The organism is Dietzia sp. MNB45 (genome assembly GCF_051994785.1).
Taxonomy (GTDB): Bacteria; Actinomycetota; Actinomycetes; order Mycobacteriales; family Mycobacteriaceae; genus Dietzia; species Dietzia kunjamensis.
In genome coordinates this window covers 3,039,231-3,053,379 of the sequence record NZ_CP163397.1, presented here as the reverse complement: position 1 = coordinate 3,053,379, position 14,149 = coordinate 3,039,231, and the positions used below count along the sequence as shown (strand labels likewise).

The window sequence follows — 14,149 nt, the reverse complement described above, 5'->3', positions numbered from 1 at the left end:
GTGGACCTGTTCGCGTATCCGGTGTCACTCGTCATGAAGTTCTGGCACTGGGCGTTGAGCTTCGTCGTGGACCCCGACTCCGGCATCGCATGGGTCGGCTCGGTGTTGCTGCTAGTGGTGACCGTGCGGCTGCTGCTCATGCGGTCCATGTGGCGGCAGCAGTACTCGATGCGCAAGATGGCGCAACTCGCTCCCAAGATGAAGGAGCTGCAGCTCAAGTACGCCGGCCGCAAGTCCCCCGAGGACCGCCAGGCGCAGGCCAAGGAGATGCAGGAGTTGTACTCCGGTGCCGGCGTCAACCCAGCGGCCGGGTGCCTGCCGCTGCTGGTGCAGATCCCGGTGTTCCTCGGCCTGTACTACGTGCTGCTCAACTTCTCGCCTCCCGGCAAGTCCATCGAGGAGGCCTCGACCATGACCAACGGGGCGTTCCAGCCCGAGCAGGTCGCGTCGTTCCTCAACGCCGAGATCTTCGGGGTGCCCCTGGCGTCCTACATCCGGATGCCGCAGGAGGTCATGGAATCGCTCCATCCGGGGCTGCAGCAGAGCGACATCCTCATGCTGGCCGTGCCGCTGTTCGTGCTGGCCGGCATCGCCACGTTCATCAACATGTGGAACTCCTTCCGCCGCCAGAAGGCAGCCAAGGCGGCCGAGCAGGCGGCGATCGCGCAGGTCGAGGCCGAGGACCGCGCCGGCGGGCCGTTCGTCGACGGCGAGGTGGTGGAGATCGACGGCGAGAAGCCCGCCACCGCGGCCGACGCCGAGTCGGAGGGCGGCTCCACTGCCGCCGACCGCCGCGATGGTACGGCCGGCACCCCGGGCACTCCCGCCACCGCGGGCGCTGCTGGTGCGGGCGCGGCGGGCAAGCCGCAGGACTTCCAGTCGATGGCCGAGTCCATGACCGAGTCGATGAATCAGTCGATGAAGATCATGATGTACCTGTTCCCGTTCTTCCCGATCGTGGGCGCGTACTTCTTCAACTTCCCCATCGCGATCGGCCTGTACTGGCTCACCAATAACATCTGGACCGCGGTGCAGTCGCACTTCTTCATGGAGCGGCTCGAGAAGGAACTGCCCATGAGCAGCCGCGAGGGCCTGCCGCCCAGCGCGTTCATGTAGCTCTCGCCGTCCCCCCTTCGCCGGCACACCCGCGCCGTCACACTCGCGCCGGCACACCCTCGCCGTCACACCCGCGCCGACACACTCGCGCCGTCACACCCTCGGCAGGAGTCCCGGCCGGGTCTACGCTGGAGCCGTGGAGACCGCCGCTCCCGAGGTGAGGTTCCGTCCGCCGACCCGCGACGACCTGCCGACGCTCGCGCGCTGGCTGGCCGAGCCGCTCGTCGCACGATGGTGGTCGGAGAACTCGCCGGACCGGGTCGAACAGGACTTCGGCCCCTACCTCGATGACGCACAGACGGAATGCCTGGTGGTCATCGTCGACGGCGAGGACGCCGGGATACTGATGAGGTACCCGATCGCGGCGGAGCCCTCGGGCGTGGACGAGCTCACGAGGGCCGGGATCGAGGTGCCCGACGGAGCGTGGAGCATGGACTACCTGATCGCCGAACCGGCGGCACGCGGCAGGGGCGCCGGTGCGGCGATGGCGGCCCGGGCGGTCTCCGAGATCTGGGCTCACCACCCCGGCGCGAGCTGCGTGATCGTGCCCGTGAACGTCGAGAACCCGCGATCCTGGGGTGCTCTGCTCCGTGCGGGGTTCCGGCGGTTGCCGGACGCGGAGCTCACGCCCGACAACCCCGGTGACACGCCCCTCCACGCGATCTGCCGCATCGACCGTCCCGCCCGCCGAGACGCCGGAACTCCGTGAACGGGCGCAGGGTCGTGGTGAGCGGGCGCGGGTTCGTGCAGAATCCGGCTCTTGCCGCCGCCGGGACCGCGGTGTAGCTTCAGCGTGAACGTCGGTAGGGCGCACGGCGCGACTCCGGGGAGACCCGGGGCCGCGAGGGGCGCGGAGCCGAGGGGACTGAGACGAGGAGATCGAAGGACAGTGCTGAACCACAGGTGAGTCCCGGCCACACGCCACCTCTCCTGGAGCACGCATGTCTTTCCTCGTCCTGTCGGACGTCGCGTACGCGTTTCCCGACGACACCCCACTCTTCGACGGGCTCGACCTCGCCGTCGGTCCCGGCCTGACCTCCCTCGTCGGTCGCAACGGCGCCGGCAAGAGCACCCTGCTCCGCCTCATCGCGGGCGAACGTCGGCCGACGCACGGTTCGATCACCGTCGACGGCGATTCGGCGGGCCCGCCCACCGTGGGATACCTGCCGCAACTGCTCGCCGACGCCCCGGCGGAGCGCACCCTCGCCGATGAGCTCGGCGTGGGCGGGCGACTGGAGGCGTTGGCGCGGATCGAGGCGGGGGAGGGCGACGACGACGACTTCGAGCTCGTCGGCGATGACTGGGCCGTGGCCGAGCGCACGGTCGCGCTGCTCGACGACCTGGGCCTGCCGACCGAGTTGGACCGACCCGTGGTGGCGCTGTCCGGCGGGGAGCGCACTCTGGCCGCGGTGGCGGGTCGGCTGCTCGGGCGGCCGCGGGTCCTCCTGCTGGACGAACCCACCAACAATCTCGACGGGCGGGCGCGGGAGCGGCTGTTCGCGGCGATCGGCGGGTTCGTGGGCGGCGGCGATCGCGTGGTCCTGGTGGTGAGCCACGATCTCGAATTGTTGGACCGTGCCGGCAGGACGGTCGAGCTGCGGGCCGGCCGGTGCCGGGTGTTCGGCGGGCCGTACGCGCACTATCGCGAGGTGATCGAGACCGAGCAGGCGGCCGCGGTGCAGTCGCTGGCCGGGGCGCGGAACGATCTGCGCGCCGAGAGGCGGGACAGGGTCGAGGGGGTCGAGAAGGCGAGCCGGCGGGTCGCGCAGGGGCGGCGGGTGCAGGCGGCGGGCGGAATGCCCAAGATCCTCATGAACGCCCGTCGCGCGTCGGCGCAGGAATCGGCCGGCAGGTTGCGCGCGGTCCACGACCAGGGCGTCGAGCAGGCGCGGGAGCGGATGCGCTCGGCCAATGCCGCGGTCCGGCGCGAGGAGCGGCTGCGGGTCGAGCTGCCCGACCCAGGGTTGCCGGCCGGCCGGGTAGTGCTGGACGTCGATGACCCCGTCGCCGGCCGGGTCCATCTCGCGGGGCCCGCGCGCGTGCGCCTGGCCGGGCCGAACGGCAGCGGCAAGACGACGCTGCTGCGACGCCTCCTCGGCGCTCGCTGTCCGGACCGCGCCGGCGGCGTCGACGAGGGGTTCGACGATGAGGGGTTCGTCGACGAGGGGTTCAACGACGAGGTGGTCCACGTCCCGTTTGCCCTGCTGCCGCAGGATCTGCGCGTCAAGCATCCGGAGTGGTCGGTCATCGACGCGATCCTGGGCGTCCGCCCCGCCGCGTCGGCGGAGGAGGCCCACGCCCACGCGGCGCGGCTGCTGTTCACCGGCCGGGCCGGGTTCCGCCGTCTCGGCGACCTGTCTGGTGGGGAGCGACTCCGTGCGGCGCTTGCGGCGCGGCTGTTCGCGCGCCCGGTCCCGCAGTTGCTGGTCCTGGACGAGCCGACCAACAACCTCGACCTCGACGGTGTAGAGGTGCTCGCCGACGCGCTCTCGCAGTGGCGCGGTGCGCTGCTGTTGGTCAGTCACGATGACGGCTTCTGCGATCGGGTGGGGGTGGACGACGTGATCATCCTCGGCTGACCCCGCTCCGGCGGGGTGGACGCACGCGAACACACCCATCCCCGATTGAGGACCCACCATGCGCAAACTCATCTACTACGTGGCCGTGAGCGTCGACGGTGTCATCGCCGACCCCAACGGCGGCGTCGACGCCTTCCCCGTCGAGGGCGACCACATGCCCTGGATCATCGAGCACTATCCGGAGACGATCCCCGGCCACCTGCGCGAGCCGCTCGGACTGGCGCAGACCCCGCACCGGGTGTTCGACACGGTGATCATGGGCCGCACCACCCATCAGGTGGCCGTGGACGAGGGACTGGCCAGCGGGTACCCGCACCTGCGCCAGTACGTGGTGACCCACCGGCCGGACGAGCTGCCGGCCGAGGAGGGGCTGACGGCGTCCGACGAGGACCCGGTGACGCTGGTCCGCCGGCTCAAGGCCGAGGACTCACCGCTGGATATCTGGCTGTGCGGGGGCGGGATGCTGGCCGGGCAGGTGGTCGACGAGATCGACGAGTTCCGCCTCAAGGTCAATCCCGTCGTCCGCGGTGCGGGGATCCCGCTGGTGGCGGGGGCGACGGGCGGGCCGGGCGCGGCGGGCGGGGCGCTCCCGCTGGCGCTGACCCGTCGGACGCGTCGAGACTTCGAGAGCGGGGTGAGCTACGTGGAGTACTCCCGCGGCTGACCGCAACGCCCGCCGCGCGGCCGCCTCCCCGCCGCCGCGCTCCCGCCTGCCTGCCACCCTGCCGCCGCGCCTCCCCGGACCGCCGTCGAGAAGAGTGTTTCGCGCGTATCTGTCGAGTAGAGGCGCGCGAAACACTCTTCTCGACGGCGCGGTGGGTAGGTGGCGCGGTGGCCAGGTGACGCGGTGGCGCCGACGGCGCGGTGGCGTGGGTCAGACGGCGCCGCCGGCCACGGAGGGCGGGGTGCCGGTGTTGGTGGAGGAGTCGGTCTCGCGGGCCAGGTACTCCTCGATGCGGAACCAGTCGTCGGCGGCGCGCTCGGCGATGGTCACCAGGGTGTTCATGTTGGCGACCTCCTCGACCTGCTCGCGGAGGAACCACAGCATGAACTGCTCGCCCAGCGGGTCGGACTCGGCGCGGGCGGCCTGGAACATCGCCTCGATCTGCCGGGTGACCTGCTTCTCCTGCTCCAGGGCGGCGCGCAGCGCATCGGCGGGACCGCGGAACTGGGCCTCCGGCGCGGGCACGGCCGGGATCGTCACGGCGATCTCCCGGTCGAGCATGTACTGGACCATCATCATCGCGTGGTTCCGCTCACCCAGGCTGTGCGAGTAGAAGCGCGACGCCAGCTGCGGTAGGTCCTGCGCGTCCGCCCACACAGCGATCGCGATGTACTGCTGACTGGCGGCGAACTCGTGACCGACCTGAGCGGAGAGGAGTTCGACGAATGAGTTTTTGTTCCTGGCCATGGAGGAGGCCCCTTTCGGTAGGGGGCCAGCCTATGTTCGCCGGCGACGTTCTGCCAGGTCAGTAAGCCTAACCTGGGTACACCTTGGCCAGCCTCACCTACCGGGTGCGGCTCCGGCGAGCGCGGCTGGAGCCCTGCCCCGGTGGCCCCGGTCAGCCCCGGTGGGCGCGCATCGCGGAGTGCTGGTCCCGCGGCTTCACCACGATCTGGTCCAGGTTGACGTGCGAGGGCCGGCTCGCCACGAACCCGACGATCTCCGCCACGTCCTCGGCCACCATCGGGGTGAGCCCACGGTAGACGGCGGCCGCCTTGTCCTCGTCGCCGTCGAACCTCACGCGGGAGAACTCGGTCTCGACCATGCCGGGCGCGATCTCGGTGAACCGCACCGGCTGGCCCAGGTGCTCCCCGCGCAACGTCCGGTGCAGGACCGCCTGAGCGTGCTTGGCCGAGGTGTAACCGGAGCCGTTGTCGTACGACTCGAGGGCAGCGATCGAGGTGATGGTGATGACCAGCCCGTCGCCCGTATCCACCAGCACCGGCATGAGACCGCGGACCATGCGCAGCGTGCCGATGACGTTGGTCTCCCACATCCAGCGCCACTGGTCCTCGTCGGCGTCCATCACACTGGTCGTGCCCTTGGCGCCGCCCGCATTGTTGACCAGCACGTTCAGCCGGGGGATGGCCGCGCAGAACGCCTCGCACGAGTCGGCGTCGGTGACGTCAAGGGGCAGGGCGGTGCCGCCGATGTCCGCCCCAAGCGCCTCCAGCCGGTCGACCCGCCGCGCCCCGACGACCACGTGGAACCCGAGGCCGGCCAGCTCGCGCGCGGACGCCTCACCGATCCCCGACGACGCCCCCGTCACCACCGCGATGCGGGTCTCGGCGGGCAGGGCGGCGAGCCGCTCACGGGCGGCGGAGTGGTCGATGCTCATGGCCTAGAGACTAGGCGGCGGGTCCGACACGGTCGATGGGGGAGGACGACGACGACGAGGTCAGCGACCCCGACCGGTGACCATCTCGACGAGTCCGCGCACCGCGCCCTTGGCCATGTCGGCCTTGGAGAAGTAGTCCTGCCAACCGCACACCCGGCCATCGCGGACCTCGAGGCGGCCGCACACCCAGAAGCCGACGCGGAACCGCCCCACCCCCAGGTAATCGGTGCGCTCGGTGAGCACCACGACGGGGGCCGCCGGGTCGGTCGGGTCCGCGGGCGCCGACACCGCGAGGTGGTGGATCTCCACGCCGAAGCGGATGCTGCGGTTCATCGAGGAGATCGCGCCGACGACCGCGCGCTTGCCCCGGATGGTCGGCAGGCCGATGTTGGCCCACCAGACGTCATCGCTGAGCAGGTCGGCGGCGGTGGCGGTGGAGCCGGTCATCAGGGCGTCGAAGAACGTGCGGACCACGACATCGGGGTCGGTCCGGGTGCTGGTGGCTGCCATTGCGCAACGGTAACCGCCGCGGGCGCGGTCTGGGGGTCGGATCGCGGCGATCGGCTCTGGCACCATGAGGTTCATGACCTCAGCCTCCCCCTCCGCCTCGCCAACCGACGCCCGTACCGACGCCCCCGCCGCCTCGACGCCCGCGCCCACCCTCCCTGCGCCCGCCCTCGCCTCGGCCGTTTCGTCCGACGGCACCGCGATCGCCTACCGCGTGCTCGGTGACCCCGCCGCCCGGCCGCTCGTGCTCATCCACGGTTGGGCGCAGTCGAGCGCGAGCTGGGGTCAGGACGTGCTGAACGGCCTGGCCCGGCGTTTCCGCGTGGTGGCGATCGATCTGCGCGGCCACGGGCATTCCGACGTCCCGGCCGACGGCTACGACTCGGCGCGGCAGTGGGCCGACGACGTCGAGGCCGTCCTGGACTCCGCGGGCATCGGCGAGGATGCGGGCGCGATCCTGCTGGGGTGGTCGTACGGCGGCGTGGTGGTCTCGGACTACCTGGCCGCCCGCGGCGAGGGCCGGGTCGACGGGATCGTGCTCTGCGGCGCGGTCACCTCGCTCTCCCGCTCGGCCGGCGGCGCGATCGGCCCCGCCATGAAGGAGGTGACCTCGGGCGGCGCGTTCGACGAGAAGCCCTCGGTCGCGCTGGCCGCGTTCACGAGCTTCGGTAAAGCCTTGATGCGCTCGGGATCGGGCGCCGACGGGCAGCGGATCCTGGGACTGTCCCTGTCCACGCCCCCGGCGGTCCGGCAGGCGCTGCTCACCCGCAAGGTGGACAACGACGACACCCTGCGCGGTCTGACGATCCCCGCGCTGGTCCTCCACGGTGCCCACGACGGGGTGGTGCTGCCCTCCGCCGGCCGGGCCAACGCCGAGATGATCCCCGGCGGCCGCTACGTCGAGTTCGCGGAGTCCGCGCACGCGCCGTTCCTCGAGGACACGCCCCGCTTCCTGGCCGAGCTCGACGACTTCGCCGCCTCCCTGTAGCGCCGCCGCGCGGGTTCGGCAGCCGACGCGACGGGCGGGCCCGGTCGGGGAGGCCCACCTCGTCGTCGTCACATCAGGGCGGCGGGGCACGGCCGACGTGCACCCCGGCGCGGGCAGGGGCACAATCGGACGGGTGACCGTAACCGACCTCGACCCCGGCGCCGCGCACCCCCTGCCCCGGCGCATCGCGGTCCTGTCCTTCCACACCTCGCCGCTGGCCCAGCCGGGCACGGGCGACGCGGGGGGACTCAACGTGTACGTCCTGCAGACCGCGCGCCGACTGGCCCGCCTCGGCGTGGAGGTCGAGATCTTCACCCGCGCCACCCACTCGTCGCAGCCGCCGGTCGAGCGGGCCGGCGACGGCGTCCTGGTCCGCAACATCGTGGCCGGGCCGTTCGAGGGACTGCGCAAGGAGGACCTGCCCACGCAGCTGTGCCCGTTCGTCGCCGGCGTGATGCGCGCGGAGGCCGGGCACGCGCCGGGCCACTACGACCTCATCCACTCCCACTACTGGCTCTCCGGACAGGCCGGGCTGGTCGCGTCCGAGCACTGGGGCGTGCCACTGGTCCACACCGCGCACACGCTGGCGGCGGTGAAGAACGCGGTCCTCGCCCAGGGGGACACCCCCGAGCCCGAGTCCCGGCGTATCGGTGAACAGCAGATCGTGGACGTCGCGGACCGGCTCGTCGTCAACACCACCGGTGAGCTGCGCGAACTCGTCGACTACTACGACGCCGACCCCGCCGACGTCGACGTCGTCTCGCCCGGCGCCGACCTGGAGCAGTACACCCCCGGCACCCGTCGCGGCACCGAGCAAGCCCGCCGCGCGCTGGGGCTGGGGCAGCACTCCGAGGTGATCGCCTTCGTCGGCCGGATCCAGCCGCTCAAGGCCCCCGACGTGATCGTGCGGGCGCTGGCCGAGATGGTGCGCGCCCAGCCCCGCCGCGACGTGCGTCTGATGGTCGTCGGCGGACCCAGTGGGTCGGGACTCACCAGGCCGCGCTCGTTGATGGACCTGGCCGAGGAGCTGGGCGTGGCCGATCGCGTGTGCTTCCTGGCGCCCCGGCCGCCGTCGGAGCTGGTGGACGTCTACCGGGCCGCGGACATCGTGGCGGTGCCGTCGTACTCGGAGTCGTTCGGGCTCGTGGCCCTCGAGGCGCAGGCGTGTGGGACCCCCGTCGTCGCGGCCGCGGTGGGCGGGCTCCCCACGGCCGTCGCCGACGGCCGGACCGGGATCACCGTGGACGGGCACGATCCGAGTGTCTGGGCGCGGGTGTTGTCCGGATTGTTGGACGACGACGAGCTGCGCTTGTCGATGTCGCGGGCCGCCCCGGTGCACGCCTCCGGGTTCTCCTGGGACGCCACGGCCGAGGGGCTCGTGTCCTCGTACGCGGGCACGATGGCCGCGTACCGGGCCCGGCGTGCCGACGCCACCGCGTCCTGATCTCCCGTCCGCCCGAGCGGCCGCGTCGAATCGCCTACGAGGCCCGGCCCACGACCCCCAAGGAGCCACGATGATCGACCCCACCGAGAGCAAGCGCATGGACGACGACGAGCCGGCCGCGAGCCGGGAGGACGTCGACGCCCCGACCGTCGAGCGGATCCGCACCTTCCTGGTGGAGCGGGAGATCGAGTCGACGCTGGCCGACGGACGCACCTTCGTCGTGATCCTGCCGGGGGAGAAGCGCCTCAAGACCGCGTGCCACCTGACGGTGAACCGGGAGAGCGTGCGCATCGAGGCGTTCGTGTGCCGCCGACCCGACGAGGACTTCGAGAAGGTCTACAACTACCTGCTGCGGCGCAACAGGCGGCTCTACCAGGTGGCCTACACGCTGGACAACAACAGCGACATCTACCTCGTCGGCCGGATGCCGCTGGTCGCGGTGACCGAGGAGGAACTCGACCGCGTGCTGGGGCAGGTGCTCGAGGCCGCCGACCACGATTTCAACGTCCTCATCGAGCTGGGCTTCCACACCTCGATCCGCCGCGAGTGGGAGTGGCGGGTGTCCCGGGGCGAGCCGCTGCGCAACCTCGACGCGTTCCGCCACCTCACCGAGGACCTGCCCCAGCCCGAGTAGCCCGGGGCCGGGACAGCGCGCAGGTCAGGCGTTGATCTGCTGTGCGACCTTCTTGCGCAGGACCTTGCCCATCGGGTTGGTGGGCAGTTCGTCCAGTTCGACGAAATCGCGCGGGACCTTGTACCCGGCCAGCGAGCCCTTGCAGTGCGCGCGCAGGGCGTCGGGGTCGAGTGCGGCGCCGGGCTCCAGTACGACCGCGGCGATGACCTTCTCGCCGCCGTCGGAACTCGGGCGGCCCACCACGGCACAGTCCGCGACGCCCGGGGCCGTGCGCAGCACCGCCTCGACCTCCGACGGGTAGACGTTGAACCCGCCGGTGACGATCATCTCCTTGATCCGGTCCACCACGTGCAGGAAGCCGTCGTCGTCCTGGACCACGACGTCACCGGTGCGGATCCAGCCGTCGTGGAAGGTCTCGGCGGTCGCCTTCTCGTTGCGCCAGTAGCCCGGGAACACCTGCGGCCCCTTGACCAACAGTTCACCGGGCTCGCCGGCCGGTGCGTCGACTGAGGGGTCGTCCTTGTCCGCGACACGGATATCGGTGTCCGGGAACGGGACGCCGATGGAGCCGGCTCGCCTCGCCGTCGACATGGGGTTGCCGACGGTGATGGGGGAGGTCTCGGTCATCCCGTAGCCCTCCACGAGCAGACCACCGGTGGCGGACTCCCACCTCTCGATGAGCTCGGCGGGCAAACTCATGGCGCCGGACAGCGAGTGCCGGATGCCGTGCAGCGGGATCTTCCGCTTCTCGGCCTCCTCCAGGATTCTGGTGTAGATCGGCGGGACGGCCGGGATGAAGGTCGGCAGGTCCTTCTTCAGGATCGGCATGATGAGGTCCATGTCCGGGGTCGGGACCAGCTGGAGCCGTGCGCCCTCGGCGATACCGAACACCACGCACAGCGTGACGCCGTAGGCGTGGAACATCGGCAGCGAGGCGAGGAACTTCTCTTCGCCCGGCGTGAGTTCGGGCACCCACGCCCGGCCCATCTTCGCGTTGGCCACCAGGTTGGCGTGGGAGAGGACGGCCCCCTTGGGGGTTCCGGTGGTGCCGGAGGTGTAGAGGATCAGCGCGGGATCCTCGGACGCCGGCCGCGGGTACGAGAAGTCCAGCTCGGCGCCCGTCTCGAGGTCCGCCCAGTCCAGCGTGCCGGGGGCCGGCCGGGAGAGCTTGTCCCGGGAGGTGCGCAGTGACGGCACCGGCAGGTGCTTGAGCGCCAGCCTCTTGGCGGCGGGGAGCTCGTCGAGCAGGTCGACCGAGATGATGTGCTCGATCGCGGTGCCGGGCCGGTCGGCGAGGTCCCGCACCACGGGCGCGACGACGTTCCAGGTCACGACCACCTTCGCCCCGTGGTCGGAGAAGGGTCCCTCGAGCTCGTCGGCGGTGTAGAGGGGGTTGTGCTCCACGACGATGGCGCCGATGCGCAGGGCCGCGTAGAACACCGCGACGCCCTGGGGGCAGTTGGGCAGCAGCACGGCGACACGGTCGCCGGGCGCTACACCCAGGCGGCGCAGGCCCTCGGCGGCGCGGCGCACGTGCCGGCCGAGGTCGGCGTAGGTCGTCAGGCGGCCGAAGAACTCGGTGGCGGGCCGGGACGAATAGGTGCTGACGGCGTCGTCGAACTGGTCGATCAGCGTGGTGGTGCCGTAGTCGAGGTTCTGCGTGGTCCCGGGCGTGTAGTGGACAGTCCACGGCCGCTCGGTCGATTCGGGGGTGTCTCCGGCGTGTGTGGTCATGTCTGCACCGTAGTCCTCCGCACGCGGGTCATAATGGCCGTATGGCTTACGGAACTCTCGTCCTCCTGCGTCACGGGCAGTCCACGTGGAACGCATCCAACCAGTTCACGGGCTGGGTCGACGTCGACCTCACCGATCTCGGGCGGGAGGAGGCGGTCCGCGGCGGAAAGCTCCTCGCCGAGGCGGGGATCCTGCCGGACATCCTGTACACCTCGCTGCTGCGTCGCGCGATCACCACCGCGAACATCGCGCTGGACGCCTGTGACCGCCACTGGGTCCCGGTGATCCGGCACTGGAAGCTCAACGAGCGTCACTACGGCAAGCTCCAGGGCCTGAACAAGGCGGAGATCAAGGACCAGTTCGGCGACGAGCAGTTCATGTTGTGGCGCCGCAGCTACGACACCCCGCCGCCGCCGATCGACCCGGCGGGCGAGTACTCGCAGACCTCCGACGTGCGCTACGCGGACCTGCCGGAGGTGCCGTTGACCGAGTGCCTCAAGGACGTCGTGGACCGGTTCATCCCGTACTACGCCGCCGAGATCGCCCCCAAGCTCGCGGAGGGCAAGACCGTGATGGTGGCCGCGCACGGCAACTCGCTGCGCGCCCTGGTCAAGCACCTCGACGGCATCTCCGATTCCGACATCGCGGGCCTCAACATCCCCACCGGGATCCCGCTGGTCTACCACTTCGACGAGACCGGCCTGGTCGCCAACCCGGGTGGTACCTACCTCGATCCGGAGGCCGCCGCCGCGGGTGCTGCCGCCGTGGCCAACCAGGGCGGCAAGTAGTAGATGAAGGCCCGGTGAACGGGTCGCGAACCCCCGGCAGCCTGCGAACTTCGCGCAGGTGGCCGGGGGTTTGGCGATTCGGGCGTCGAAACTCCACACCGTAGGATCGGGGTCGTGCAGGTCAGTCTGGGGATCTTCCTCGCGATCGTCGCCGGGATCATCGGCTTCCTCGTGGGCGGCTTCGTCGTCCCACTGCTCAACCGACGCGGTGAGCGTCGGCGCGCGGAGCAGACCGGACCCAGCCGGCTGGACGTCCTGCGGGGCGTCTACCACCAGGCGCCGTACGCACTGGCGGTCGTGGATCGCCACCAGGACGTGGTCCTCTACAACCGTCGTGCGGCGGAGTTGGGGATCGTCGACGACCGCTTGCTGGTGGAACCGGCCTGGCGCGCGGCCCTGTCGACGTTCACGGACGGCCACCCCACCCGGTTCGACCTGCCCGCCAAGATGGCCCCCGGCCGCCGCCGCATCCCGTCGGTGAGCGGGCGCGGGGAGATCCTCGAGGGCAACGGCGAGCAGTTCGTCGTGGTCTTCGCCGACGACGACTCCGAGCACCGTCGTATGGAGGCGGCCCGCCGCGACTTCGTCGCCAACGTCTCGCACGAGCTCAAGACCCCGGTCGGGGCGATGGCGGTGCTCGCCGAGGCGCTGCTGGAGTCCAAGGACGACCCGGACTCGGTCGAGTACTTCGGCGGACGCGTGGTGAGCGAGGCCCAGCGGCTCGGCAAGATGGTCTCCGAGCTCATCGAGCTCTCCCGACTGCAGGGCGCCGAACGGATCCGCGACCCGGAGCCGGTGGACGTGGACGACGTGGTGGCCGAGGCCCTGCGCCGGTCCGCGTCGGCGGCGGAGGCGGCCGGGATCGAGCTCATCACCGATGCGCCGTCCGGGCTGGAGGTCAAGGGGGACTGGACCCTCTTGGTCACGGCGGTGGCCAACCTCATCTCGAACGCCATCAACTACTCGCCCGACCACACCCCGGTGTCGATCACCCGGTCCGCGACCGGGGACACCGTGACGCTGCGGGTCACCGACCGCGGGATCGGCATCGCCCCGGAGCACCAGGCCCGCGTCTTCGAGCGGTTCTTCCGCGTCGACAAGGCCCGTTCCCGCGCCACCGGCGGGACCGGGCTGGGTCTGGCGATCGTCAAGCACGTCGCCCAGAACCACAACGGCGCCGTCAGCCTGTGGAGCCGCCCCGGTACGGGGTCGACCTTCACACTCGAACTTCCGGCTCATGTGGAGCCGGGTGGCGCCGGGGGGACCCCCGGCGCCGAGCACGCCGACCAAGGAGAGGACCAGGTGCCGTGACCAGGGTGCTGATCGTGGAGGACGAGGACTCGCTGGCGGATCCGCTGGCGTTCCTGCTCCGCAAGGAAGGCTTCGAGGTCACCGTCGCGGGGGACGGCCCGACCGCGCTGGAGAACTTCGAGTCCGAGGGCGCGGACATCGTGCTGCTGGACCTCATGCTCCCCGGGATGTCCGGCACCGATGTGTGCAAGCGACTGCGGACGACGTCGACCGTCCCGGTGATCATGGTGACCGCCCGCGACAGTGAGATCGACAAGGTCGTCGGCCTGGAGCTGGGCGCCGACGACTACGTGACCAAGCCGTACTCGGCCCGCGAACTCATCGCCCGCATCCGGGCGGTGCTGCGCCGCGGCGCCGAGGCCGAGGCGGAGCCGGTCAGCGACATCGGCGTCCTGGAGTCGGGGCCGGTGCGGATGGACATCGAGCGGCACACGGTGCTGGTCCGCGGCACGGCCGTCACGTTGCCGCTCAAGGAGTTCGACCTGCTGGAGTACCTGCTGCGCAACTCGGGCCGGGTCCTCACGCGCGGACAGCTCATCGACCGGGTGTGGGGGTCGGACTACGTCGGCGACACCAAGACCCTCGACGTCCACGTCAAGCGTCTGCGCTCGAAGATCGAGTCTAATCCCGGCAAGCCGGTGCACCTGGTGACCGTCCGCGGGCTGGGCTACAAGTTCGAGGGCTGACCGCCCCCGCTGGAGATTCG

Annotated in this window: 14 protein-coding genes; 10 read left to right on the top strand and 4 right to left on the bottom strand. The window is 71.1% G+C overall.

All coding sequences use genetic code 11. The features are described 5' to 3' along the window. The 4 genes from yidC to AB5G72_RS14670 all read left to right on the top strand — a co-directional run bounded on the left by yidC (position 1) and on the right by AB5G72_RS14670 (position 4,359). Positions 1 to 1,116, top strand: a complete 1,116-nt coding sequence (yidC, locus tag AB5G72_RS14685; RefSeq protein WP_440220234.1) for a membrane protein insertase YidC — start codon at positions 1 to 3, stop codon at positions 1,114 to 1,116. Positions 1,117 to 1,252: 136 nt separating this feature from the next. Further along, a complete protein-coding gene (locus AB5G72_RS14680) occupies positions 1,253 to 1,825 on the top strand; it encodes a GNAT family N-acetyltransferase (protein WP_440220233.1) in 573 nt (190 codons plus the stop codon). Between the two features lie 232 nt (positions 1,826 to 2,057). Beyond that, a complete protein-coding gene (locus AB5G72_RS14675) occupies positions 2,058 to 3,695 on the top strand; it encodes an ATP-binding cassette domain-containing protein (protein WP_440220232.1) in 1,638 nt (545 codons plus the stop codon). A 58-nt stretch (positions 3,696 to 3,753) separates the two neighbouring features. Next, positions 3,754 to 4,359 carry a dihydrofolate reductase family protein gene (locus tag AB5G72_RS14670; RefSeq protein WP_440220231.1) on the top strand — a complete coding sequence of 202 codons (606 nt, stop codon included), beginning with the start codon at positions 3,754 to 3,756 and terminating at the stop codon, positions 4,357 to 4,359. 210 nt (positions 4,360 to 4,569) lie between these two features. On the opposite strand, the gene AB5G72_RS14665 is transcribed toward AB5G72_RS14670, so the two are convergent. From AB5G72_RS14665 to AB5G72_RS14655, 3 genes are all read right to left on the bottom strand, one after another. After that, entirely contained in the window at positions 4,570 to 5,106 is a 537-nt protein-coding gene (locus AB5G72_RS14665; protein WP_067717088.1) for a ferritin, read from the bottom strand. Between the two features lie 151 nt (positions 5,107 to 5,257). Then, positions 5,258 to 6,037, bottom strand: coding sequence for an SDR family NAD(P)-dependent oxidoreductase (locus tag AB5G72_RS14660; RefSeq protein ID WP_440220230.1), 780 nt, complete (start codon positions 6,035 to 6,037; stop codon positions 5,258 to 5,260). A gap of 60 nt (positions 6,038 to 6,097) precedes the next feature. Next, positions 6,098 to 6,547: a limonene-1,2-epoxide hydrolase family protein gene (locus tag AB5G72_RS14655; protein ID WP_185950874.1), complete on the bottom strand. Its 450-nt coding sequence runs from the start codon at positions 6,545 to 6,547 to the stop codon at positions 6,098 to 6,100. A gap of 73 nt (positions 6,548 to 6,620) precedes the next feature. Between AB5G72_RS14655 and AB5G72_RS14650 the strand changes: the two genes are divergently transcribed. The 3 genes from AB5G72_RS14650 to AB5G72_RS14640 all read left to right on the top strand — a co-directional run bounded on the left by AB5G72_RS14650 (position 6,621) and on the right by AB5G72_RS14640 (position 9,610). Then, positions 6,621 to 7,532, top strand: a complete 912-nt coding sequence (locus AB5G72_RS14650; RefSeq protein ID WP_440220229.1) for an alpha/beta fold hydrolase — start codon at positions 6,621 to 6,623, stop codon at positions 7,530 to 7,532. A 133-nt stretch (positions 7,533 to 7,665) separates the two neighbouring features. Beyond that, positions 7,666 to 8,976 (top strand): D-inositol-3-phosphate glycosyltransferase, encoded by a 1,311-nt coding sequence (gene mshA / locus AB5G72_RS14645; protein WP_440220228.1) that lies wholly within the window; start codon positions 7,666 to 7,668, stop codon positions 8,974 to 8,976. 97 nt (positions 8,977 to 9,073) lie between these two features. Next, a complete protein-coding gene (locus AB5G72_RS14640; protein ID WP_440221510.1) occupies positions 9,074 to 9,610 on the top strand; it encodes a YbjN domain-containing protein in 537 nt (178 codons plus the stop codon). Between the two features lie 24 nt (positions 9,611 to 9,634). On the opposite strand, the gene AB5G72_RS14635 is transcribed toward AB5G72_RS14640, so the two are convergent. After that, positions 9,635 to 11,344: a long-chain-fatty-acid--CoA ligase gene (locus AB5G72_RS14635; RefSeq protein ID WP_440220227.1), complete on the bottom strand. Its 1,710-nt coding sequence runs from the start codon at positions 11,342 to 11,344 to the stop codon at positions 9,635 to 9,637. A gap of 41 nt (positions 11,345 to 11,385) precedes the next feature. Between AB5G72_RS14635 and AB5G72_RS14630 the strand changes: the two genes are divergently transcribed. The 3 genes from AB5G72_RS14630 (at position 11,386) to AB5G72_RS14620 (ending at position 14,129) form a co-directional block, all read left to right on the top strand. Beyond that, the gene (locus tag AB5G72_RS14630) at positions 11,386 to 12,132 is read left to right on the top strand and encodes a phosphoglyceromutase (protein WP_440220226.1); all 747 of its coding nucleotides are present in this window, start codon (positions 11,386 to 11,388) and stop codon (positions 12,130 to 12,132) included. Between the two features lie 114 nt (positions 12,133 to 12,246). Next, on the top strand, positions 12,247 to 13,443 hold the full coding sequence (locus AB5G72_RS14625; protein WP_440220225.1) for a sensor histidine kinase: 1,197 nt from the start codon (positions 12,247 to 12,249) through the stop codon (positions 13,441 to 13,443). After that, positions 13,440 to 14,129, top strand: a complete 690-nt coding sequence (locus tag AB5G72_RS14620; protein WP_440220224.1) for a response regulator — start codon at positions 13,440 to 13,442, stop codon at positions 14,127 to 14,129. Before AB5G72_RS14625 ends, AB5G72_RS14620 begins: the two co-directional genes overlap by 4 nt. Positions 14,130 to 14,149 lie beyond the last annotated feature (20 nt).

Bases quoted from the DNA above. Each gene is read 5' to 3' on its own strand.
- AB5G72_RS14675 (WP_440220232.1), top strand. From the start codon at position 2,058: ATGTCTTTCCTCGTCCTGTCGGACGTCGCGTACGCGTTTCCCGACGAC.
- AB5G72_RS14670 (WP_440220231.1), top strand. From the start codon at position 3,754: ATGCGCAAACTCATCTACTACGTGGCCGTGAGCGTCGACGGTGTCATC.
- AB5G72_RS14665 (WP_067717088.1), bottom strand. From the start codon at position 5,106: ATGGCCAGGAACAAAAACTCATTCGTCGAACTCCTCTCCGCTCAGGTC.
- AB5G72_RS14660 (WP_440220230.1), bottom strand. From the start codon at position 6,037: ATGAGCATCGACCACTCCGCCGCCCGTGAGCGGCTCGCCGCCCTGCCC.
- AB5G72_RS14655 (WP_185950874.1), bottom strand. From the start codon at position 6,547: ATGGCAGCCACCAGCACCCGGACCGACCCCGATGTCGTGGTCCGCACG.
- AB5G72_RS14650 (WP_440220229.1), top strand. From the start codon at position 6,621: ATGACCTCAGCCTCCCCCTCCGCCTCGCCAACCGACGCCCGTACCGAC.
- AB5G72_RS14640 (WP_440221510.1), top strand. From the start codon at position 9,074: ATGGACGACGACGAGCCGGCCGCGAGCCGGGAGGACGTCGACGCCCCG.
- AB5G72_RS14635 (WP_440220227.1), bottom strand. From the start codon at position 11,344: ATGACCACACACGCCGGAGACACCCCCGAATCGACCGAGCGGCCGTGG.
- AB5G72_RS14630 (WP_440220226.1), top strand. From the start codon at position 11,386: ATGGCTTACGGAACTCTCGTCCTCCTGCGTCACGGGCAGTCCACGTGG.